This window comes from Kribbella sp. CA-245084 (genome assembly GCF_050942355.1).
Classification (GTDB): Bacteria; Actinomycetota; Actinomycetes; order Propionibacteriales; family Kribbellaceae; genus Kribbella.
In genome coordinates this window covers 3011932-3033747 of sequence record NZ_CP192053.1, presented here as the reverse complement: position 1 = coordinate 3033747, position 21816 = coordinate 3011932, and the positions used below count along the sequence as shown (strand labels likewise).

General features: G+C 67.8%; 21 protein-coding genes and 1 riboswitch. Of the genes, 4 read left to right on the top strand and 17 right to left on the bottom strand.

Annotated elements, in window-relative coordinates:
* Positions 1–57 precede the first annotated feature (57 nt).
* Positions 58–555, bottom strand: a complete 498-nt coding sequence (locus ACQPYH_RS14690; RefSeq protein WP_130446981.1) for a DUF3145 domain-containing protein — start codon at positions 553–555, stop codon at positions 58–60.
* 185 nt (positions 556–740) lie between these two features.
* On the bottom strand, positions 741–1751 hold the full coding sequence (locus ACQPYH_RS14685) for a LacI family DNA-binding transcriptional regulator (protein ID WP_432891395.1): 1011 nt from the start codon (positions 1749–1751) through the stop codon (positions 741–743).
* A gap of 124 nt (positions 1752–1875) precedes the next feature.
* Between ACQPYH_RS14685 and ACQPYH_RS14680 the strand changes: the two genes are divergently transcribed.
* The gene (locus ACQPYH_RS14680; protein ID WP_432891392.1) at positions 1876–4974 is read left to right on the top strand and encodes a glycoside hydrolase family 9 protein; all 3099 of its coding nucleotides are present in this window, start codon (positions 1876–1878) and stop codon (positions 4972–4974) included.
* On the opposite strand, the gene ACQPYH_RS14675 is transcribed toward ACQPYH_RS14680, so the two are convergent.
* Genes ACQPYH_RS14675 through ACQPYH_RS14660 form a run of 4 tightly spaced genes read right to left on the bottom strand, consistent with a single transcriptional unit; the run spans position 4971 to position 8337 of the window.
* The gene (locus ACQPYH_RS14675) at positions 4971–5324 is read right to left on the bottom strand and encodes a hypothetical protein (RefSeq protein WP_432891389.1); all 354 of its coding nucleotides are present in this window, start codon (positions 5322–5324) and stop codon (positions 4971–4973) included. The genes ACQPYH_RS14680 and ACQPYH_RS14675 overlap by 4 nt on opposite strands.
* A gap of 33 nt (positions 5325–5357) precedes the next feature.
* Positions 5358–6311, bottom strand: coding sequence for a VWA domain-containing protein (locus tag ACQPYH_RS14670; RefSeq protein WP_432891386.1), 954 nt, complete (start codon positions 6309–6311; stop codon positions 5358–5360).
* Positions 6311–7273, bottom strand: coding sequence for a DUF58 domain-containing protein (locus ACQPYH_RS14665; protein WP_137254011.1), 963 nt, complete (start codon positions 7271–7273; stop codon positions 6311–6313). Before ACQPYH_RS14665 ends, ACQPYH_RS14670 begins: the two co-directional genes overlap by 1 nt.
* A 29-nt stretch (positions 7274–7302) precedes the next feature.
* Positions 7303–8337 carry an AAA family ATPase gene (locus ACQPYH_RS14660; RefSeq protein WP_432891384.1) on the bottom strand — a complete coding sequence of 345 codons (1035 nt, stop codon included), beginning with the start codon at positions 8335–8337 and terminating at the stop codon, positions 7303–7305.
* A 318-nt stretch (positions 8338–8655) separates the two neighbouring features.
* On the opposite strand from ACQPYH_RS14660, the gene ACQPYH_RS14655 reads away from it, so the two are divergent.
* Positions 8656–9507, top strand: a complete 852-nt coding sequence (locus tag ACQPYH_RS14655; RefSeq protein WP_432891383.1) for a hypothetical protein — start codon at positions 8656–8658, stop codon at positions 9505–9507.
* Here the strand turns inward: ACQPYH_RS14655 and ACQPYH_RS14650 are convergent.
* The 8 genes from ACQPYH_RS14650 to ACQPYH_RS14615 all read right to left on the bottom strand — a co-directional run bounded on the left by ACQPYH_RS14650 (position 9504) and on the right by ACQPYH_RS14615 (position 16826).
* Positions 9504–9752, bottom strand: coding sequence for a CBU_0592 family membrane protein (locus ACQPYH_RS14650; protein ID WP_432891380.1), 249 nt, complete (start codon positions 9750–9752; stop codon positions 9504–9506). The two genes, ACQPYH_RS14655 and ACQPYH_RS14650, sit on opposite strands and share 4 nt — an antisense overlap.
* Positions 9753–9777: 25 nt before the next feature.
* Positions 9778–9845: riboswitch (guanidine-III (ykkC-III) riboswitch) on the bottom strand.
* 3 nt (positions 9846–9848) lie between these two features.
* Entirely contained in the window at positions 9849–10649 is an 801-nt protein-coding gene (locus tag ACQPYH_RS14645; protein WP_432891377.1) for an aldo/keto reductase, read from the bottom strand.
* Between the two features lie 5 nt (positions 10650–10654).
* The gene (locus tag ACQPYH_RS14640) at positions 10655–10873 is read right to left on the bottom strand and encodes a hypothetical protein (RefSeq protein ID WP_432891374.1); all 219 of its coding nucleotides are present in this window, start codon (positions 10871–10873) and stop codon (positions 10655–10657) included.
* A gap of 135 nt (positions 10874–11008) precedes the next feature.
* A complete protein-coding gene (locus tag ACQPYH_RS14635) occupies positions 11009–12163 on the bottom strand; it encodes a lactonase family protein (RefSeq protein ID WP_432891371.1) in 1155 nt (384 codons plus the stop codon).
* Positions 12160–13743, bottom strand: coding sequence for a CocE/NonD family hydrolase (locus ACQPYH_RS14630; RefSeq protein WP_432891368.1), 1584 nt, complete (start codon positions 13741–13743; stop codon positions 12160–12162). Before ACQPYH_RS14630 ends, ACQPYH_RS14635 begins: the two co-directional genes overlap by 4 nt.
* Before the next feature lie 58 nt (positions 13744–13801).
* Complete coding sequence (locus ACQPYH_RS14625; protein WP_432891365.1) at positions 13802–14731, bottom strand: oxidoreductase; 930 nt, start codon at positions 14729–14731, stop codon at positions 13802–13804.
* Positions 14732–14768: 37 nt separating this feature from the next.
* A complete protein-coding gene (locus tag ACQPYH_RS14620; RefSeq protein WP_432891362.1) occupies positions 14769–16238 on the bottom strand; it encodes a M4 family metallopeptidase in 1470 nt (489 codons plus the stop codon).
* A gap of 132 nt (positions 16239–16370) precedes the next feature.
* Entirely contained in the window at positions 16371–16826 is a 456-nt protein-coding gene (locus ACQPYH_RS14615; RefSeq protein WP_432891358.1) for an Lrp/AsnC family transcriptional regulator, read from the bottom strand.
* Positions 16827–16908: 82 nt separating this feature from the next.
* On the opposite strand from ACQPYH_RS14615, the gene ACQPYH_RS14610 reads away from it, so the two are divergent.
* Positions 16909–17472, top strand: a complete 564-nt coding sequence (locus ACQPYH_RS14610) for an RBBP9/YdeN family alpha/beta hydrolase (RefSeq protein ID WP_432891355.1) — start codon at positions 16909–16911, stop codon at positions 17470–17472.
* Positions 17473–17520: 48 nt separating this feature from the next.
* Positions 17521–18621, top strand: a complete 1101-nt coding sequence (locus ACQPYH_RS14605) for a winged helix DNA-binding domain-containing protein (protein WP_432891352.1) — start codon at positions 17521–17523, stop codon at positions 18619–18621.
* Positions 18622–18649: 28 nt separating this feature from the next.
* Here the strand turns inward: ACQPYH_RS14605 and ACQPYH_RS14600 are convergent, their stop codons facing one another.
* From ACQPYH_RS14600 to ACQPYH_RS14590, 3 genes are read right to left on the bottom strand one after another with little or no spacing between them, the layout of a single operon-like run.
* The gene (locus tag ACQPYH_RS14600; protein ID WP_432891349.1) at positions 18650–19684 is read right to left on the bottom strand and encodes a M48 family metalloprotease; all 1035 of its coding nucleotides are present in this window, start codon (positions 19682–19684) and stop codon (positions 18650–18652) included.
* Between the two features lie 47 nt (positions 19685–19731).
* Positions 19732–20877: a hypothetical protein gene (locus ACQPYH_RS14595; protein ID WP_432891346.1), complete on the bottom strand. Its 1146-nt coding sequence runs from the start codon at positions 20875–20877 to the stop codon at positions 19732–19734.
* A 15-nt stretch (positions 20878–20892) separates the two neighbouring features.
* Entirely contained in the window at positions 20893–21816 is a 924-nt protein-coding gene (locus ACQPYH_RS14590; RefSeq protein WP_432891343.1) for a hypothetical protein, read from the bottom strand.

Below are 21816 nucleotides of genomic sequence, written 5' to 3'. Positions count from 1 at the left end.
AAAGTTCGCGGAAAGCTCCGCCCTTCACGGCTTTCTTCTCAAGTTCTCAGGAAGCCCTTAGACAACCTGGTGGAGCCAGCGGACGGGGGCGCCGTCGCCGGCGTAGCGGAAGGGTTCGAGTTCGTCGTCCCAGGGGCGGCCGAGCAAACGCTCGACCTCCTCGGTCAGGTCGGCCTCGCCGCTGGCAGCCTTCAGCATCGCCGCCTTCAGCCGCTCCTCCGGCACCATGATGTCGCCATGGACGCCGGTGGTCGCGTGGAAGACCCCGAGCTCGGGCGTGAACGAGTACCGCTCGCCCTCGACGCCGTTGCTCGGCTCCTCGGTGACCTCGAACCGCAACTTCTGCCACCCGCGCAGGGCGGATGCCAGCTTGGCCGCGGTGCCGGCCTCGGCCTGCCAGGACAGCTCGGCCCGGTACGTGCCCTGGGCCGCTGGTTGCGGTGTCCAATCCAGTTTTACGGGCACGCCAAGGATGCCGCCCGCGGCCCACTCGACATGAGGGCACAACGCTGACGGCACCGTGTGGACGTACAGAACGCCACGAGTCGTCGCCACCGGGACCTCCTGTGCTCGAGGGGCGCCTTCCCCAGCGTTCTCGACCACAAATCCGTCAGTCCTGGCGGTACCTGTCCCTCAAGGCATCACGAGACACCCCGCGGAACATTGGTACATCTTGCACCACGACCCCCTCCAACACCAGTAACCTCGCCGTGTCAACTACATCACCATCGTGTCGCGATTCAGGATGAGGCGCGGCGGACCAGGCGGGTCGGGAGGATCAGAGGGGTCGGGGTCTCCCCCGCGATGGTTGCCAGCAGCATGCGGGCCAGCTCGCGGCCGAGGGACTGGATGGGCTGGCTGATCGTGGTCAGCGGCGGGCTGGTGTGCCGGGCGGCGGAGACGTCGTTGAAGCCGACGATCGCAACGTCGCCGGGCACCGCGCGGCCGGCGTCGGTGAGCACGCGGAGCGCGCCGATCGCCATCTGGTCGGAGGCGACGAAGACCGCGTCCAGGTCCGGATGCTTCGCGAGCACCTCGTGCATCGCGCGGGTCCCGCCGTCCTCGGAGAAGTCGCCGTGGACGACGCGGCTCGCATCCAGCCCCGCGACCGCCAGCGCCTCCTGGTAGCCCTTGTACCGCGCGACGCCCGCGCCCTCGTCCATCCGCCCGGTGATCGTCGCGATCCGGCGCCGGCCGGTCTCGATCAGATGCTCGGTGGCCAGCCGGGCCCCACCCCGGTTGTCAGCGTCGACGTAGTACTGCGGCTCGAACGCGACCGGCGCACCGCCGAAGACGACCGGTACGTCGGCCTGCTCCGCGAGCCGGGCCAGCGGATCGTCGCCGTGCGTCGACATCAGCATCACGCCATCGGTCTGCCTGGTCCGCAGCAGCCGCTCGAGCCGGGTCTGACCGCGGGTCGAGGTCGCCATCATCAGCATCAGCTCGAGCTCGGTCTCCTCCAGCACCGAGCTGATCCCGACCACGACCTCGGCGAAGAACGGGTCCGCGAACACCTCCGGGTTGTCGCTGGAGATCGCGAGTACGACGGCACCGACCTGCTGCGTCGCGAGCGCGCGGGCCGACGCGTTCGGCACGTACCCGAGATCCGCGACCGCTCGCTGCACCGCCTCGCGCTTCGCCTTGCTGACGTGCGGCGCGTTGTTGAGCACCCGGGACGCGGCCGATCGGGACACGCCGGCCCGCTCGGCGACCTCGTCGAGCGTCACCTGCCGTTTACGGACGTCGGTCACAGGGCTGATCCTTCCTGCGAGAAACCGGGAGCGCTCTCAGCATTGTGCCACGCCCTTGACACCGCATCATCGGCTCGGCACGATGCCGAGAACTGGAAGCGCTCCCAAGCGTGCTGGAGGACCGATGCCCACCGCCCCCCGGCGAGTCCTGATCCTTGCCCTCGCCACCGCTGTCCCCCTGATGACCACTGTCGTCCCCGCCGACGCCGTAGCAGCCGCTGCCGCCGATGCGCAGTACGAGCGCGTGCTGAACGGGACCTTCGACACCGTGAAGGACCCGTGGTGGACGAGCGCCAACACTCCGGCCGCGGTCGCCGACGGCCGACTGTGCGCGCAGATCCCGGCCGGCACGGTCAACGTCTGGGATTCGATGATCGGCCAGGACGACCTCCCGCTCGAGCAAGGGCAGCCGTACATGCTGCGCTTCGACGCGTCGGCCAGCCGGCCGGTCCAGTTCCGCGCCGTCCTCCAGCAGGGCGCCGCGCCACACGCGACCGTGCTGAACCAGGCGGTCGACGCCACGACGAGCACGCAGACCTTCACGTTCACCGGCACCTCGCCGGTCACCGACACGCACGGGCAGGTCTCGTTCCAGGCCGGCGGCGCGACCACGCCGTACACGCTGTGCCTCGACAACATCTCGGTCGTCGGCGGGATCGTGCCGCCGGGCGGGATCCGCGACTTCGGCTCGCCGGTCCGCGTCAACCAGGTCGGGTACCTCGCCGGCGGGCCGAAGCGGGCCACCTACGTGACGACCGCGACCACCCCGCTCGGCTGGCGATTGCTTGCCGCGGGCAACCAGGTCGTCCACAGCGGGCATACCAAACCGTATGGTATGGACGCGCTGTCGGGCGACGACGTGCAGCTGATCGACTTCGGCGCGTACCGCGGCACCGGCAGCGGGTTCCGGCTTGCCGTCGGCAACGACGTCAGCGAGCCGTTCGACATCGGCAGCCAGGTGTACGCCGGCCTCCGGCGGGACGCTCTCGCGTACTTCTACAACAACCGCAGCGGCATCCCGATCGAGGCGAAGTACGTCGGCGACGCGTACGCGCGCCCGGCCGGCCACCTCGGCGTCGCGCCCAACCAGGGCGACACGTCGGTCCCCTGCTACCCCGGCACGTGCGACTACAGCCTCGACGTCCGCGGCGGCTGGTACGACGCCGGCGACCAGGGCAAGTACGTCGTCAACGGCGCGCTCGCCGCGTGGCAACTCCTCGACCTGTACGAGGAGACCGGTCCGGGCGTCGCACTCAAGATCCCGGAGAGCGGCAATCGGACACCCGACGTGCTGGACGAGGCGAAGTGGGAGCTCGACTTCCTGCTACGGATGCAGGCGCCGTCCGGCATGGTCCACCACAAGGTCCACGACGAGAAGTGGACCGCGTTGGGTACGCCGCCGGCCGACGACCCGCAGCCGCGCTACCTCTACCCGGTGTCGACCGCGGCGACGTTGAACCTCGCGGCCGTCGGCGCTCGCTGTGCGCGGGTCTACGCGAAGTGGGACAAGCGGTTCGCCGCCCACTGCCTGTCGGCCGCCGAAACGGCCTGGAACGCCGCCCGTCGGCACCCGGCGATCTACGCACCGGCCGGTGGTGAGGGCGGCGGTGCGTACGACGACACGAAGGTGACGGACGAGTTCTCGTGGGCCGCGGCCGAGTTGTTCGCGACGACGGGCAAGGCGTCGTACAAGCACTTCATCACGACGACGCTCAACGCCGCCGACGGGTTCTCGTGGCAGGAGACCGGCGGGCTGGCCGATCTCGCGCTCGCCCGGGTGCCGTGGCGGCTGTCGCCGGCCGACCAGCGCAAACTCCGGCAGCGGATCGCCGCGGCCGCCGACACGTACCTCGCGAACGTGAGGTCGCAGGGCTACGCGAACCCGTACAAGCCGGCCGACGGCCAGTACGTCTGGGGCTCGAACTCCGGTACGGCGAACGACGCGATGATCCTCGCGATCGCGGGCGATCTCACCGGGCGGACTGTTTACCGCTCGGCGGCGCTCGAGTCGCTGGACTACCTGCTCGGCCGGAACGCGCTCAACCAGTCCTACGTGACCGGGTACGGCGAGCGGGCGAGCCAGAACCAGCACCACCGCTTCTGGGCGCATTCGCTCAACCCGGCGCTGCCCTCGCCGTACCCCGGATCGCTGGCCGGCGGACCGAACTCGCACCTGCAGGATCCGGTTGCCCAGCGCAACCTCCCCGGCTGCGCTCCGGCCACGTGCTACATCGACGAGATCGGCTCGTACTCGACCAACGAGGTCGCGATCAACTGGAACTCCGCGCTGGCCTGGCTGACCGCGTACGCCGACGACCGGCCCGCTGCAGCCGCGATGGTCCAGGCGGGTCCGATCGACCAGACCAGCGGCTTCTACGTCGATCCGAACTCGAACCCGGCCACCTGGGTCCGCGACCATCAGAGCGACTCCAGGGCGAGCAGCATCCAGGCGAACATCGCGTCCAAGCCGATGGCGCGCTGGTTCGCCAACCCGCCCGCGGGGACCACGATCGGGGCGATGGTCGGCGGCTTCGTGGGTGCGGCCGACAATGCGGACAGGCTGCCGATCCTGGTCGCGTACAACCTGCCGGGACGGGACGCCTGCGGCGGTCATTCCGGCGGCGGGGCGGGTTCGCCGGCGGCGTACCGGGACTGGATCTCCGCGTTCGCGGACTCGATCGGCAGCCGTCCCGCGATCGTGATCGTCGAGCCGGACGCGCTGGGCGACTTCAACTGCATGACCGACACCCAGATCGCCGAGCGGAACGCCATGCTGAGCTTCGCGCTCCAGCAGTTCCGGGACCGGGCGCCGAACACGTCGGCGTACCTGGACGCGGGCAACGCCGGATGGGTGCCAGCGGCAACGATGGCGCAGCGACTGGCCGGCGCCGGGGTGAGCGCGGCGCACGGGTTCGTGGTGAACGTGTCGAACTACTACACCACGGCGCAGTCGGTGAGCTACGCGAACGCCGTACGGGCGAGCATGTCGGCGCCGAAGCCGTTCGTCGTCGACACCAGCCGCAACGCCAACGGGTCGAACGGCGAGTGGTGCAACCCGGCCGGCCGCAAACTCGGCGCCGCGAGCCAGGTAGGCGGTGGCGCCGAGATGCTGCTGTGGGTCAAGGTCCCCGGCGACTCCGACGGCCAGTGCGGGATCGCCCCGACGATCCCGGCCGGTCAGTTCAACCCGGACCTGGCGATTCGCCTGATCAACGGGACCTAGTGCAACCTGCTGGGCAAGTCCGCCGCGAAAGCGTCCAGGTCGCGCTGCTGGTTGTTCAGCACCTTGCGCTGCCACAGACGGATGACGGCATCGGGGCTCCCGGACACGTTCACAATCCGGTAGGTGATCTCGGTGCCGTCAGGGTGTGGGCCGAAGGTGTACTCGCCGCGGTACCAGTACTGTCCCTGCATCCCGACCGTTCCCGCGGCCGGGTCGGCGTCGACCGAAACACCTGCCGGATTCGCCCGGTCGAGGCCGAGCAGGTGCTTGCACCTCGCCTCGGTCAGGAACGGCTGCACCTGGTCGAACGGAACCGACGCCACCGCCTTGGCGGTGCCAAGAACTGTCATGCCCTAAGCGTAGCCTGTCTACGCATTGATGGCTTACGGGAAGCGGGTCGCCAGGGCAATGCAGGCGCCGGCGGCGGCCAGGGTGAAGAGCATCGCGATACCGGCGTACCGGGCGGTGATTTCCTTGTCGACCTCGTCGTACCCGACCGAGGAGCCGATGTCCTTGTAGACGTCCTTGAGCTCGCCCGCGGACTCCGCGGTGTACGCCTCGCCGCCGGTGGTCTCGGCGATGCTGCGGAGCTCGGTGCGGTCCGGTGGTACGCGCTGCCGGATGCCGTCCATCTCGATGAAGCCGGAGTCGGTGCCGAAGCAGATCGTGTACACCGGGGTGTTCTTCGCCTTGGCGGCCTGCGCGCCTTCCTGCGCCGTCCGGCCGACCGTGCGCTTGCCGTCCGACAGCATCACGATGCGGGCCGGGGCCGGGTCGTTCGGGTGCGCGGGATCCGGCGGGACCTGGGTGAGCGCCTGCAGCGAGGTGAAGATGCCCTCACCGGTCGCGGTCGACTCGGCCAGCTCGAGCCCGTCGATCGACCGGTCGATGGTCGCCCGGTCCGTGGTCGGCGGCACGATGATCGAAGCCGTACCGGCGAAGTTGACCAGCGCCACGTTGAACTTCGTCGGCAGGTTGTTGACGAACTCCTTCGCCGACTCCTTCGCGGCCTCCAGCCGGTTCGGCTCGATGTCGGTCGCCATCATCGACAGCGAGACGTCGATCGCGACCACGATCGTTGCCCGCTCACGCGGCACCTTGACCTTGTCCTTCGGCTGCGCGAACGCCAGGATGCAGGTCATCGCGCCGAGCAGCGCGAGCCCGACGGCGAGGTGCCGCCGCCACTGCGGCCGCCGCGGCGCGACCCGGTCCAGCAGCGCGATGTTCGTGAAGCGCAGCGCGTACTGCGAGCGACGGTGCTGGAGGAAGATGTACCCCGCGACGATCAGCGGGATCAGCAGCAGGAACCACAATCTGGCCGGAGACAGGAACTCCATCAGCGAGCCACTCCCTTCGGCGGTTGGTGCAGGCGGGGCGCCACTCGCCGGTAGGCGAGCACGAACCGCACGGTGTCGGCGACCCAGTCACGATCGGTCCGCAGTACAAGATGCCCCGCACCTACCCTACGCAGGGCGGCCCTGGTTCGTTCCCGTTGTGCGAGAGCGGCCACCCCGAACGCCTCCCGGACCTTGCGCCGCCGGGTGTCGATCTCTCGCACCTCGCCGGTCTCCGGGTCACCGATCGTGACGACGCCGATGTTCGGCAACTCGAGCTCGCGCGGGTCGACGATCTCGACCGCGAGCACCTGGTGCTGAGCCGTCAGCTTGCGCATCGCCCGCTCCCAGGACGGCTCGATCTGGCTCGCGACCTCGCCGTCCTGCGGGGTCAGGAAGTCGGACACGATCACTCGCAGTCCACGCTTGCGCTGCGTCCGGGCCATCGACTCGAGCGCGGCGGCAAGGTCGCTGCGATGCGCCTCTTCGTCGCCGCTGAACTGCTCGGCGAGCAACGCGCGCAGCAGACCGTAGAGCGCGAGCCGCCCGGACCGCGCCGGCCAGCGCCGCAGCGCGGAGTCACGCAGCATCAGCCCGCCGAACCGGTCACCGAGGCGGTGGGTCAGGAACCCGACGGTCGCGACAGCTGCCACCGCGAGCTCGCGCTTCTCGAGGGTCGACGTACCGAAGTCCATCGAGCCGGACAGGTCGACCAGCGCCCAGGTCTCCAGCTCACGGTCCGCGATCAGGTCGCGGACGTGCGGGATCGTGGTCCGTGCGGTGACGGCCCAGTCCATCCGTCGTACGTCGTCGCCGACCTGGTACTCACGCGCTTCGGCCAGCTCGGTGCCCGGACCCGGAAGCAGCCCCAGGTGTTCGCCGTGCAGATAGCCCTCGAGCCGCCGTACGACGGTCAGCTCCAGCCGCCGCAACGCACGCTCAGGAGCGAGCTGCGAGATCGTCATCGCAGCCCGCGGGTCTCGTCGGTTTGGCACTAGACGAACTCCGGGCGGCCTGTGCCGTCGGTGCCGTCGCGCCAGACCGGCTGCGGCGGCGGGACGGTGGCCAGGATCCGCTCGATCACGGCCCGCGGGTCGATGTTGTCCGCGACCGCGTCGAAGGTCAGGCCGAGACGGTGGCCCATTACGTCGAGCGCGACGGTCTGGATGTCGCTCGGCAGCAGGTAGTCCCGGCCGTGGATCAGCGCCAGCGCCCGGCCGGCCGCGATCATGCCGAGCGTCGCGCGCGGGCTGACGCCCAGCTCGATGATCGGCTCGAGGTCGGGCAGGTGGAAGTCGGTCGGCGTACGGGTCGCCATCACCAGGCGGACGGCGTACTCCGCGACCAGGTTATGGACGAACACCTGCTCGGCCGAGCGCTGCAGCTCCATGATCGTCTCGGGCTTGAGCACCTGCCGCGGCTCCGGCGGGTCGACGCTCATCCGGCGGAGGATCTCGAACTCCTCGTGCCCACGCGGGTGCGGTACGTCGATCTTGACCAGGAAGCGGTCGCGCTGCGCTTCGGGCAGCGGGTAGACGCCCTCGGACTCGATCGGGTTCTGGGTGGCGATGACGATGAACGGCTTGGGCATCGGGAAGGTCTGGCCGCCGATCGACACCTGCCGCTCGGCCATCAGCTCGAGCATCGCCGACTGCACCTTGGCCGGTGCGCGGTTGACCTCGTCGGCCAGGACGAAGTTCACGAACGTCGGGCCGAGCTCGATATCGAACGTCTCGCGGGTCTGCCGGTAGATCCGGGTGCCGACGATGTCGGACGGGACCAGGTCCGGGGTGAACTGGATCCGGGCGAACGTGCCACCGACCACGCTGGCGAAGGTGCGGACAGCCAGCGTCTTGGCGACACCCGGCACGCCCTCGAGCAGACAGTGACCCTTCGCGAGCAGCGACACCATCAGGGTCTCGACCATGTGCTCCTGGCCGACGATCACCCGCTTGACCTCAGCGACGGCCTCGCCGATCAGCCTGGACTGCTGGGCCACGGCACCCGTGGGCATCGTCGTCTCGGTCATGCATGTCCTTCCGGGGCCCGCGTGCGCGGACCATGTCATTCCCCACTTCGCAACACCGGTCATTCCATCAGATCACCGGGGCCAGCGGGCGCAGGGCCCACCGGGTCCTCCCCCATCCTGCCCCTCCGAGCCAAATCGCGCGCGCCGACCGCTACCGCACCGCTGCCGCACCGCCGCCGCCGTGCCTCCGCCGTGCCTCCGCCGTGCCTCCGCGCTGCCGTCGCACCACCGTCGCGCCGCTCCTGTGCCGTTGCCGCGCCGCGGCTCGACCGGCGGCCGTGGCGACAGTGCTACCAGGGATGTGGTGGGATTGGGGTGATGACTGCGACCGAATCCCAGACCGAGGTGCAGCCGGCGGACCCGCCGGAGGAGCGCCCTGCGCTGGAGATTCCGGAAGCTCTCCCGTTGCAGCCGGAGGACCCGCCGCGGGTCGGCGAGTTCTGGCTGCGTGGCCGGCTCGGCGCGAACGCGGCCGGCTACCTCTACACGGCCAGCGACGAGGCCGGCCGGAACGTCGTCGTCGCGATGATGACCGAGGGCTCCGCGGACGACGCGGCCGCCCGCGACCGGTTCGTGTACGCCGTCGACGACCTGCCCGAGGAAGCCGTACTAGGCCACAACGACGGCGATGACGACGACCTCGCGCTGTGGGTCGCGGTCGGGCCGATCCGGGAGGACGACGGGTCGAGCGCGGCGTCCGACGAGCGGTTGATCGCGGAGCGTCGCGGCGAGGAGATCCTGTCCGCAGTACTGATGGATCGCATCCCGCAGATCGGCAAGCTGCGCGGGCCGGAGTTCCGTCACTACTGGGAGAGCCGCCGGCGTCCTGGGCTGTTCCGGATCTGGCCGCTGCCGTGGCCGAACGCTCTGCGCCCGGCCTCGCGGTGGGCGCTCGCGTTCGCGTTGCTGACGATGGCGCTGATCATGGCGCTGGCCGTCTTCCTGGCGTGGCTGCTGTTCCGCCACGCGCAGCCGCTCGAGCCGGAACCCGTCATCCCGACACCGACGAACACGGCCACGGTCACCATCACGCCGACCACGCCGCCGCCGGGCACCGGCTCGACCTCACCGTCCATCTCGGTCAGCCCGAGCCCGGTCCCGACCGGTATCCCGACCACGCTCCCGTCGGGCTCGACCGGCACGGCGACGAACCCGGGCGACAAGTTCTAATCGGTTTCTTGCCGTCGCTTCAGCGTCAGCAGGCCGATCAGGCTGATGACGGCCCAGCTGCCCTCCAGCAGCAGGAAGCCCCAGGAGAGCTGGATCGCGGCGATAGTGGCGAGGACTCCTGAGCCGAGCAGGTTGAGGAGCTGGTATGTGATGGTGCGCTGGCGCAGGCGACCTGCCTGAGCGGCGGCGAACGCGAGCAGAATGGTGACCGCGCCAACGATCTCGAGAACGTCGAGTACGTGCATGAGGACGACCCCCTCCATCAAGGGTGAGGCGTCGTCTTCACAGACCGGGTACGGCGCCGCTCGTCCGGGGAGCCCGCTTGCTGCGAACTCCTGTTATCAGGATAGCAAGCGCAGAAACTCCGGATCTCGCCAGAGCTTCTCCGGTACGGGCTGGCGGACGAGTGCTGCGTCGGCGCGGATCTCGGCCGGTGACGATGCCGCGATCAGGACGGACGTGACCGCGGAATGCCTGCTGGGAAAGGCGAGTGCGGCCTGCGGGAGGGAAACGCCGTACCGCTCGCAGACGGCCGAGAGGCGTCGGGACTCGACGGTGTCTGCGTGGAGGACGTGTGGTGTGAGTACGCCGGAGACGATGACGGAGACTCCGCGCGCTAGGCAACGATCCAGCAGCGGTACGGCGGTGCGGTCGAGCAGCGAGTACTGCGCTGTCAGCAGCACGCAGTCGAGCTCGACGTCGCGCACCAGGCGATCGAGCTCCTGCCAGTCGTCCGACACTGCCCCTACTGCCTTGATGATCCCCTCGCGCCGCAGCCGGTCGAGCTTCGGGTACGCCGACTCGTCGTCGGCGAACGCGAGGTCGACCGCGAGTCCTAGTTGCCCGCGGCTCTCGTCGATCGAGGTCTTCGGGTCGTCTCCGATCACCTTCGTCGACACCAGGAACTCACCCCGTGGGCGCTTCTGCAGCGCCGTACCGAGTCGTCGTTCCGAGTCGCCGTAAGCCGGGGACGTGTCGAAGAACCGGATGCCGGCCTGGTATGCCGCGTCGACGGTGGAAACGGCGGTGACGTCGCCGTCCGGGCCCGGCGGCTCGCCGAGATGCGAACCGCCGAGCCCGAACCGCGGAGGCCGGAACCGGATCGTCGAATGGGGTGCGAGCACCTGGCTCGGTGCGGCCATCGCACTCACCTCCCCTGGTCGGTACCTACCAGGATCGGGGTTGCGCCCTGACTTCGCATCCCGAACCCTTTCTGGCGGCCTGATTCGTAGACGGTGCGCACCTCCGCGTCGGTGTTGCCGGTCGAGCTGGAGCCCAGGGCGCAGGCGCTCTTGGTGGCAAGGTGGTACCACTGCCCCAGGTTGGGCTTGGTCGGCGACAGCGCCCAGATGCCGGGGAAGCTCATCGCGAAGCGCCGGTCCTGGCCGGAGTAAAGGTCGCACCGCCTTGAAGGGTCGCATCATTGTTGCCTACAGCATCGTCTGCTTTCGCCCGCGAAACCTCGGCGGTCTAGAGGGCAACCGCAAGAGCTCGCGCATGATTAGACAGTGATGCAGACCGGGGTCGGCATGCTGTAGTCGCTCGTCTGGGTCAGGCTGCCGGTCGTTTGGTCTACCGAAAACGTGGTGATGCTGTTCGACTTCTGGTTGGCGACGAAGAGCAGGCGGCCGGTCGGGTCGAACGCGCAGTGCCGCGGCCAGTCGCCACCGCAGTTTGGTATACCAACAAGCTCGAGGTGCGGGCCGTCGGTGCTGAAGATCGCGACGCTGTTGTGCCCGCGGTTGGTCACGTACACGAAGCGTCCGTCCGCGGAGATCGCCACCTCCCCCGGATAGTTCTCCCCTTCGCCCACCGGGATCGACTCGAGCACGGTCAGTACGCCGTCGTCGTACCCGCAGATCGTGACCGTGCTGTCGAGCTCGTCGGCGACGTACGCGTAGTTGCCGGACGGATGGAATACCAAATGGCGCGGACCGGCGCCGGCCTTGACCTTCGCCTGATGCTGCAGCGCGAGCTTCCCGTCAGTGAGCGTGTAGGTGTAGATCGAGTCGGTGCCGAGGTCGACGCCCAGCACGTACTGTCCCGCCTGCACGACCTGGTGTGCGTGCGGCGCCGAACCCTCGTGCTTGACCAGATCAGTTTGTTGCCCGAGGCTCCCATCTGCGGCGATCGGGTGGACCGCGATGTCGCCGGATCCGTAATTCGCGCTGAGCAGGTAGTCGCCGATCTTCGCGAGATGACAGGGCCCGGATCCCTTGTTGGGTTGACGATTCAGCACTCGCGGGGTGCTCGAGATGTCGATCGCCGTGACGGCGCCGGCGTCCTGCTCGTTCACGGCGTACAGGAAGTTGCCGGACCGGATCACGAAGGACGCGTTTGGTATACCAGCGATGCTGCCGGTCGAGGTGATCTTCCCGGCCTCGTCGTACGTCGCGATGCCGACGCTGTCCCCGTACGTCCCGAGGTACAACGTGCGGGCGCCCGGGCCGTCCTGTGCCACGCCGACCGCGACACCACGGGCGTGCGCCTCGGGGTTCTGGGCCGTGGGGTTCTGAGCCGTGGGGCTGGCCGTTCCGGGTTCTGGTGATGCGGGGTCCGGCGCTCCGGGCTCGGGTGCCTCGCGGGTTGCAGCCTGGTGGATCGGAGCGAGCGCGGCCGCGGTGAAGCCGAGGAATCCTCGGCGGCTGACGCTCACGCCGCCACCGGAATGCTGACCCACGACGGATCGACAGGCGAACTGAACGTGACCGTCGACCCGATCACACTCCGGCCGAGATACCGCGGATCCACGGTGTCCACCACCAGCACGAGGTGATGCCCGGCCGGCACCTCCCAACTCGTCGCCTCAAGCCGCACGTCGATCGGCACCGCCTTCCCCGGCGTAGCACCGCGCAACGTGTACGGCTTGTGTGACATCAACGACCCGACCCCCAGCGCATCAACGTCGTACAGATAGGCGAAGAGCGAAGTACTCGCCGCCGAGGGCTTCACGGTGACATGCAACTTCGGCATACCATTCACGACCGTCGCACTGCCGAACGTCGGCCCGGACCAAACCCCAGCAAACGACCTGTCGACCAACGGCGTCACAACACCGGTCGGAATCGACAGCAGCCCTTGCAGCGCACCGGACACGAGCGCCACCCCACTATCCGCGACCGTTGGTATACCAGCACCGATCGACCGACTCCACCCAGTCGACGCGCCACCCTGCAGCACCCCTGCCTTGGTGAGGTACGACGTACGCGGCTGCCCGACCGCCGCCCAACTGGCATACCCGCGCCACGTGCCACGCTGCGACTTCAGCTGCACCGGCGGCTCGGTATCCGCACCGTTGTCCGCACCCGTCAGGTAATGCCGCAACCAGCCGACAAGCTCATCCCACGTCTCGTTTGGTAGACCAATCGCCCCGGTCACCTCAGGCGTCGCGTGATCGCCATGCGCAAGGAGCAGCCGCTTCGGCCCGGTCAGGCTCGTGAAGAAGTCCGTGTACTGCGACGGCGGGAAGATCGAATCCTCGAACGCGTTCGCCAGGAACACAGCCGGTTTCTTCGCGTTGATTTGGTCTACCATCGTCGCCGCGGACCGCGCCGGCGAGAGCTGACTCGCCTCCGCGATCGCACCGTCGAAGTCACCGGTGACGAACTTCGTCTGCAGCGACGCCATCTCCGGACCAGGCCGTCCTGTGATGTTGCCCAGGGCAAGCAGACCGGCGACGGACTGAAGCGCGACGGTGTCGTTCGGATCCAGCGACCGGATCAGGTCGGCCCACCCGCTGAGCGCGCCGACCGCCTTGATCCGCGAATCCTGCGCGGCCGCGAGCAGCGACGTACCCGCGCCGTAGGAGATCCCGACCGCAGCGACCCGGCTGGTGTCCGCCGGAGTGTGCTGGCCGGCCCAGTCGATCACCTTGCTGACGTCGGCAACGGTCGGCGGTCCGGCGATGTCGATGCCGCCGCCCGAATCCCAGAAGCCTCGGCTCGAGTACGAGATGACCTGGAACCCGGCCGTGGCGAGCTTCGTACCCTGACCGACGTACTCCACGTTCGGCACACCCCAACTCGACGGCATCACCACGAGCGGGAACGGGCCGTCCCCCTGCCCGGTCGGCGTCAGTACGACGGCTCCGATCTCGGTCCCGCCGGCACCGGGGATGCGTTGGTATGCCGTACTGAACCCCGGCGCGGTCTGGCTCGCATCTGCACGCGGGCCGATCGTGATCACGGTCAGGGCGACTGCAAGAGCGCCGGTGATTGCCACCATAAGTCTGCGCACTGGAACCTCCGGCGTTCGGGAATTACCGGAGGGTAACCAGAAAGTTGCCGCTGTGTCACTACCTCGGCACGGTGAGTGCCGGATCGATCCCTGTCGCCTCGACAGACCAGTCCCACAGCTCCTTGGCCAGCTCGGCGTCCTGCGCGGTCCGGTTCGGCAGCACGACCTTCGGCGTACCGCGGTACTCGAAGAAGCGCGGTCCGACGAACGATCCGGGGCGCAGGTCCGGGTACGTCGCGGCGTACAGACTCGGCCAGGCACCGGCCGCGGCGGACTGTGCAACGAGGCGGGTTGCAACGGCCCAGAGCTGCGCCTGAAGGGGATTGCCCGCGAGCTCAGGCCCAGCAGCCTGCAGGTGCGTCGAGGCGTAGCCCGGATGCGCGCCGACGCTCAGCAGATCGACCCCGGCAGCACGCACCCGGCGGTCGAGTTCGAGCATGAAGAGCAGGTTCGCGAGCTTCGACTTCCCGTACGACTCCCACTTCCGGTAGCTGCTCGCGGGCCGGCGAAGATCGGCCTCGCTGATGCCGCGAACGCTCTTGTGCATGAACGAGCTGATCGTCACCACCCGGCTGCCGTTGACCAGCAGCGGCATCAGCCGACCCGTCAGCGCGAAGTGACCGAGATGGTTGGTGCCGAGCTGGAGCTCGAACCCGTCGACGGTCTCCCGGTACGGCGGCGCCATCACGCCGGCGTTGTTGATCAGCAGATCCAGCCGGTCGTACGACGTACTGACCTCGTTGGCCGCTTTCTCGACACTCGCAAGATCAGCGAGGTCCAGCTCGAGCACGGTCGGCGCTCTCCCGGCCTTCCGCGTCAACGTCTCCGCAGCCTGCGCAGCCTTCTCCGGATTCCGCGCCGCGACCAGCACATCCGCGCCATGCCGCAGCAGTTCCAGCGCGGTCTCGTACCCGAGTCCACTCGTAGCACCCGTCACGAGCGCCAGTTTTCCGGTGAGGTCAGGAATATCCGCAGTACTCCAGGTCATGCGCCCACAGTAGTGGTGGGCGCACGACCTGCAGCCGCTACTTCAGGATCTTGCGGGCCTTGAAGGCGTCGGTCACCGTTTGCGCGGCGGCCTTGCCGTACAGCAGCCGGGCAGCCTGGACGGTGTCCTGGGCCGCGGCGGCGAACGAGGTGTCGGGGTCGTAGAAGTACGTGGCCTCGAGGATCAGCTTGTTCGCCTTGGTCCGGCCGAGCGCCTGGTGGATGTCCCACAGCGCGTTCGACCAGATCTCGCCGTCGTCGTGCACCTCACCGTCGATGTCGTCGGTGGTCTTGCCGGTGTCGGTACGACGCAGGCAGTGCGGCTCGTCGCTCGTGTACGACGTGGCGTCCCAGTCCATCACGCACGGCAGGTTGAAGCCCTTGCTGACCGGGACCGACATGGTGACGGCCCAGTAGTCGCCGAAGCCCTCACCGATCGCACCGCCCTGCTCGGACTCGCCGAACCCGGGGACGATGTCGTCCTGGATCGCGTGACCGTACTCGTGCCAGATGACCTCAGCGTCCTCGGCGTCGTCGACCCCGCCGTCGCCGGTGGTGATCATGTCCGTCGACGGGTCGTAGAACGAGTTGTCGTCGCGGATCGTGTCGACCGAGAAGTCCTGGGACTCGTTGTTCGCGTCCTTGAACCCGAGCGACTGGATGTACTCCTGCGCCTGGTTGATGTGGTAGTACACCATCACCTGTTCGAACTTGTTGTTCGCGCGCTGGTAGACGAACGTGTTGTTCTTGTTCTGCGCGAGGCCGCCGTTGCCTTCCTTGATGTTGACGAAGGCGCCGTTGAGCTTCCCGGAACCGTCCAGGTTGCGCAGGACCACGTTCTTCTGCGCCAGGAACAGGGCGTCCTGGTTCTTGTCGTTCATATCGGTCAGCTTCTCGTTCTGCGTGCTGACCACCGGGTTCGGGTCGAAGACCGAGCCGCGACCGTCGACGTTGTCGCTGATCACCTTCGACGCGACCACGCTGCCGGTCTTCGCGTCGACGAGGGACTGGCTGACACCTTCGGTCGACCGGCTCGTGACGGTCCAGACCAGGCGGGCGTCCGGTCCGCCGACCACTGCGAGCTGCGCGGCGCCGCTCGTCGCGTCCGGTTGCTTCGCGAAGCTCTTGTTCGGCCCGGCCGCGCGCGACCGGTTCGCCTGCGCGGTGACCGAGGCGTTCGCGCTCAGCGTTGCCGACGCCGGCGCGACCTTCGCGCTGACGTCGAGGTTCGCCGGTACGGCGTCCCGCCCGTCCGCGATCTGCACGGTGCCGTCCTTCGCGACGTGCTTGGCGTAGTACCCGTCGACGACCGGCAGGCCCTTGAAGGTCTGCTGGTACCAGTAGTGCTTGCCGAGCAACGACGTCTTCGTCTTGATCAGCTTGAGCCCGTTCGGATTGGCTGCCGCCGTCTGCGGCGCGGCCCCCGCAGCGCTGGTGAACGACAACCCGAGCGCGACAGTCGCCAGTCCTGCGGTGGCGGCCACAAGCGCCTTCCGGCTTTTCGACATTCGCTTCCCTCCCACGTTCCTGTTGCGTAACGCAACGACTACGATCCGTCGAACCCTAGTTCGGCGTACCGTCCGCTGGGAAGCGGAACTCCGCGTGATTCTGCGGTTTTCACGGCGGCAAGGGAAATCCTGTTACGCGAAGGCGAGCGGCTTGCCCGGGTACTCACGCAGTACCAGGGAGGTGCTCACCGGCCCCAGCCGGCCGATCGCGTCGACCACCTGCTCGAGCCGTCCGGCGTCGGGCGCATGGACGTCGAGCAGGAAGCAGTCCTCACCGGTCAGCCGGTACGTCGCGACAACCTCCCGCAACGTCGCGAACAACTCGAGCGACTCGGGGATCCGGGCGTGCGTCGTCCGGACGCGGACGACGGCGTGGATGTTGAGCCCGACCTTCGCGGGGTCGACGACCGCGCGGTACCCGGTGATCACGCCGGAGCGTTCCAGGCGCTGGATCCGCGCCGAAACCGCTGGCTGCGACAGGTTCACCTTCCGCCCGATATCGGCCCCGCTCAGCCTGCCGTCGGTCTGCAGGATCGCCAGGATCTCCCGGTCGATCGGGTCCAATGAACCAATCGTTGCCTCGCTCATCGACCTTCGTTTCATCAGCTCAGGGCGCCGTACGGCGATGACTCCTCCATGATGGCAGGCGTTCATGTCCAAAGGAGAGTTCATGACCTTCGTCATCATCCCCGGCCTCGACGGCTCCGACGTACATCACTGGCAGTCCCGCTGGGAGTCCGAATGGCTCACCCCCACCATCCGCATCCAGCCCGCGTCCTGGATCTCCCCCGACCTCACCGACTGGTCCAACGCCATCACCCGAGCCGTCGCTCAGGCCCCCGACCACATCACCTTCATAACCCACAGCCTGGGCTGCCACGCCCTAGCTCACTGGCTCACCCAGTTATCCCCACCCACCCGCATCAAAGGCGCCTTCCTCGTAGCCCCGCCCGACCCCCAGGCGCCCACCTTCCCCACAGACCGCCTACCAACCTTCACCTCCCTCCCCACTCCTCGGCTCCCCGTTCCCACCGTCCTCGTCACCAGCACCGACGACCCCTACTGCAGCCCCGCCGCCGCGACTCGCCTGGCCAGATCCTGGGCAACGCCCCACATCCCCCTCCGCGACCTAGGCCACATAAACACCGCTAGCAACCTCGACCTGTGGCCCGCCGGGCGCGATCTCCTCACTGCGTTCGTAGCCGGCCTGGGTTTGGAAGCGGACAGTTTCTGACCGCTACCTCTCCTAGCGTTGGAGCAACACTCAGGAGAGGATCCCGTCATGACGACGCTGAGCCTGCAGGCACTGAACCGTGCCACGCTCGACCGCCAATGGCTGCTCGAACGCCACGACGCCACCGCCCTCGAAGCGATCGAACACCTGGCCGGCATGCAGGCCCAGGCCCCGCTGGCGCCGTACGTCGGCCTGTGGACCCGGCTTCAGAACTTCCAGCCTGACGAACTGGTCAAGCTCCTCGAGGACCGCCAGGCAGTCCGCGGTTCGTTGATGCGGGCAACCATCCACCTGGTCTCGAGCCGCGACTTCCTCGCGTTCCGACCGCTCATCCAGCCCCGCCTCGACCGCGAGATCTACCAGAACATCACCTACGGCCGGCACCGCCTCGAGGGCCTCGACATGGACGCCGTACTCCAGGCCGGCATCGACCGCATGACCCAGAGCCCCGCCACCGCCGTCCAACTCCGCGAACACCTCGCCAAACTCTGGCCCGACCGCGAACCCGCCGCCCTCGCCCACGCCGTCCGCTGCCTCCTCCCCACCATCCAGATCCCACCCCGAGGCATCTGGAACAAAGGCGGCAACCCCACCATGACCACCGCCGACCTCTGGCTCAACTCCCCCATCACCACCAAGCCCTCCGCAGAAGCCCTGGTACTCCGCTACCTGGCCGCCTACGGCCCTGCAACGGTTGCCGACGCCCAAACCTGGTCCGGTCTAACCCACCTGACCGAAATCTTCGACCACTTGGACCTCCGCACCTACACCACCCCCGACTCCAACCGCCCCCTCTACGACCTCCCCGAAATCCCCCTCCCACCCGAAGACACCGAACCCCCCACCCGCTTCCTCCCCGAATACGACAACCTCCTCCTCTCCCACGCCGACCGAACCCGCTTCACCCCCACCCCCACCCCCAATTCCCTCCCCCTACAAACCCTCCTAACCAAAGGCACAATCCTCCACAACGGCCACACCAAAGCCCTATGGACCCAATCCAAATCCAAAACCCAAACCACCCTACAAATAACCCCCACCACAAGGCTCTCCCACCAAGCCTGGGCCTCGATCGAATCAGAAGCCCACAAACTCCTCGCCTTCACCAACCCAAACGCCACCCACGAAGTCAGGCGGATCGAGGAGTAGAGCGGCGCTCAGCGCCGGGCCGCGTTTGTTATGGGCGCTGCTGTAGTTGCTCGAGCCCACGCACTCTGTCAGGGAGCGAAGGCGCACTCGCCATAAAGTGCGAGCGGCGGCTGGCGTCACGCCCGAGAGCGTGCTGATGCTGGAACTGCCAGCCATACAGAACCTGGATCAGGGTGGCCCCGTAGCCCATGGTTGCGGCCCGGCGATCAGCCTGAAGAACCTCGCGCCGGCTCAGCCAAGCAAGGATCGGTGGAGCTACGAGTGGGGTCAAGAAGAGCAACGGGAGCGTAAAGCTGTCATCGAACGTCAGCACCGCCAGCAGTACACCTAGATACCCGAGTAGAACGAAGCCGATGACAACGCATCCGACGGCGGGTACGGCACGCATCAAGCGCCCCAGCGCACGAACACCGATCAGGGCGCAGCGCGCCGGTATCGAGTACCAGAAGCTCAGTAGGCTGAGCCAGTCACGGCCACCCAGATGGTGGCCAAGCTCGTGGGCCAGCATCGCCTCGAGGTGTGACGGCGGCAGCGTGTACAAAGCCCACCGGGTGGTGGCAATGATGTGCCCGGGTGTGGGAATAGCGTTCGGATCGTCCGACTCCTGAATCCAGATCGCATATCGGTTCTCCGGTATTCCGGCCCGGTCAGCCAACTGACGCCAGATAGGGCCCAACCGCTGGTCTTCGACCAGTGTCGGCTGCCGCAGTCGGAAGAGATACCGCGCAAGCGCGTCCTCTACAGGTCGTACGAAGACAACTGCGCCTGATGCAAACCAGATCAGAACAAGCAACCAGCCCCAGCCGAACCCGATGATGCCGACGATCCACGAGACAACAGCGAAGCTCCAGAAGAACCAAGGCACGGCTGACAACAGGAGCGATGCGGTCGACACCTCAACCCGTCGCGCTTGATGCGCACCACCGGAGCCCGCCGGTCCGGCTGGGAGTTCCGCCCACGATTGTGGTGGCGGTGCGGCGCTCCCAAAACCGGCGGGCGGCTGCTGCCCCGCATCGTGGCCCCAAGCATTGTTCGAATCGTTGGGATCGCCAGGGCCTGCCATCCGGGGGTTCTCCTCATCAGGGTTGGGCGGGTTGGGTCCGTCCATTATCAGTACAGGGACACGTGGACGTGGTCGAAGTGGCCGCCGGTGGCGTCGGTTGGGTTGTAGACGCCGCCGCCGTTGTAGGGGATCCAGGTGCCTCGGCGGGCGGACCAGATCTTGCCGTACCAGATCACGTAGTGCACTCCGGTCTGTCCGGCGGTGGTTACGGCCCAGTTCGCGATCTGGTCACCGCGGGCGCGAGCGGGCGCGGACTTTCTGGCGTCGGTGCCGACCATGACGTCACATGCCAGGCCGCGAGGATGGTCGCTGGTCGGGTTCCATGCGTGCGCGTCCCAGCAGCTCATGCTCAGGTTGCCGAGATTCTTGCGCGCTGCCGCGACCCAGGCCGCCGTACGCGGCGTCACCAAACCTCCGGTACCAGTCGGGTCTGTGACGGTCGCCTTCTGCTGTGGCCAGACGCCGTTGACCGGTTTGCCTGCGGTCAATCCGCCCGACTGACCGCAGTTGTCGTCGTCCTGCAGTCCATCGACGACCGAACCGCCGGCCGGCGCGCCGGTGCGACCGGCGTACGGGTTCCCAGCCCTGCTCAGATCGATGCCGGCCGCAGAGGCGATGTCGCGGGCCTCTTGCTCGCGTACGGCGTACCTGTCAGGGAACGCCGATATCTGGACTGCCTGAGCAGCATCACCGAGAGCCATCGAGGGCCAGCCGTTGATGTCCACAAGTCCGGGCGGATCTGGCGCCTCGGAGCCGCCGAAGAACGCGTTGGCGGCGTACCGCGGATTCATGATTTGAAGCCGCGAACCCCAGCCGGCCGCGGGTCGCTGCTGGAACAGACCGACCGAGTCGGCGTCACCATAGGTGAGGTTCTGGAGATCCGACTCCACCAATGCCGTCATCAAAGCGATCAGCGTCGCTTTGCCCGGTAGGCCTCGCCGAACCGCGACGCTGTCGATCAGCTTGGCGAAAGCGACCTGCGTGGTACGAAGTGGCCCGCTGGGCTTCGGGTCGCCGCCCTGGCCGGGAATCCCGGCGGGGCAGGCAGCCTGGTTCGTCGTACCGCCACCGAACGGAGCAAGCATCAGCAGGCTTGCGACTCCGATGATCGCCAGCGCGGCCGCACCTTTGGCAACCCACCCTCGCCCGACGACCGACAGGAGCCCACGACCGAGATCACGCTCGTCGAACATCGCAGTCCTCCGCCGTCACGGTCCCGTACCGCCGGACACGTCGCTGATGACCCACTGACCGTTCTGGTTTGCGAGCGTGATGAGCAGAGGTACGTCGAACCGCTGGGCGTGCTTGCCGGTGACGTCGATGGTGACCTTGACGAAGCGGGTAATGCGGCTCGGAGTGTCGACCGGAGCCTCCGCATTTGCAGGCGGAGCGGTGACCGGAGCTGCGAGAACCGTCGACTTACCGCCGTCGCTCTTGAGCGCTTCGTACGTCGGATCTCCCGCAGCGGTGAAGCTTGATGCGACCTCATCGGTCATGTATTTCGCGCATTTCTCCACCAGCGCGGCGTACGTCTCCGTTGCCGGGTCGCGCGTGTAGAAGGCTCGCGCCCACGCGCCGACCACATCGGTCGCCATGGCTGTCGCCTCGGCTGCCGGTCGTTGAGTCTCGGGCGGCGGAGTTGTGAGGTCAGAGCTCGTGGGTGCGACGGGTTGGTTCGACTGGGTCGACGGTGCAGTCGGGAGTACGACCGAGCGACCAGGTGTCAGCAAGCTGATCGGGGCGCCGTCGTCCTTGTTCTTGCCGCCCAGCAGCCGCGGCAGCCCACCGCCGACACCGAGGATGACCACGACGAGGATGACGACCAGGACCACAATGGCCGCGGGGCTCGTCGGTTCGGCTTGGCGTTGATTCCGCAGCCAGGCCATGCGCTGCACATGATCGTCACGACGCCAGTTCTTCTTCGCACGGCGTCGGTCGCGACCGTGGAGATCGTCCAACTCTTCCGGGTAGTCGTAGTCGTTGCTCATCAGCGAGCGCCAGCCCTCAGGGGCATCAGGGCGCGACCGACCTTCCCGACTGTCCGTCTCGGACTCGCTCGGGTCAGGTGCGCGATGCCGCGACTGGTTGGCGCCTTCCCGGCGGTCGTGCGGCGATTTGGGTTTCCGGGCCAT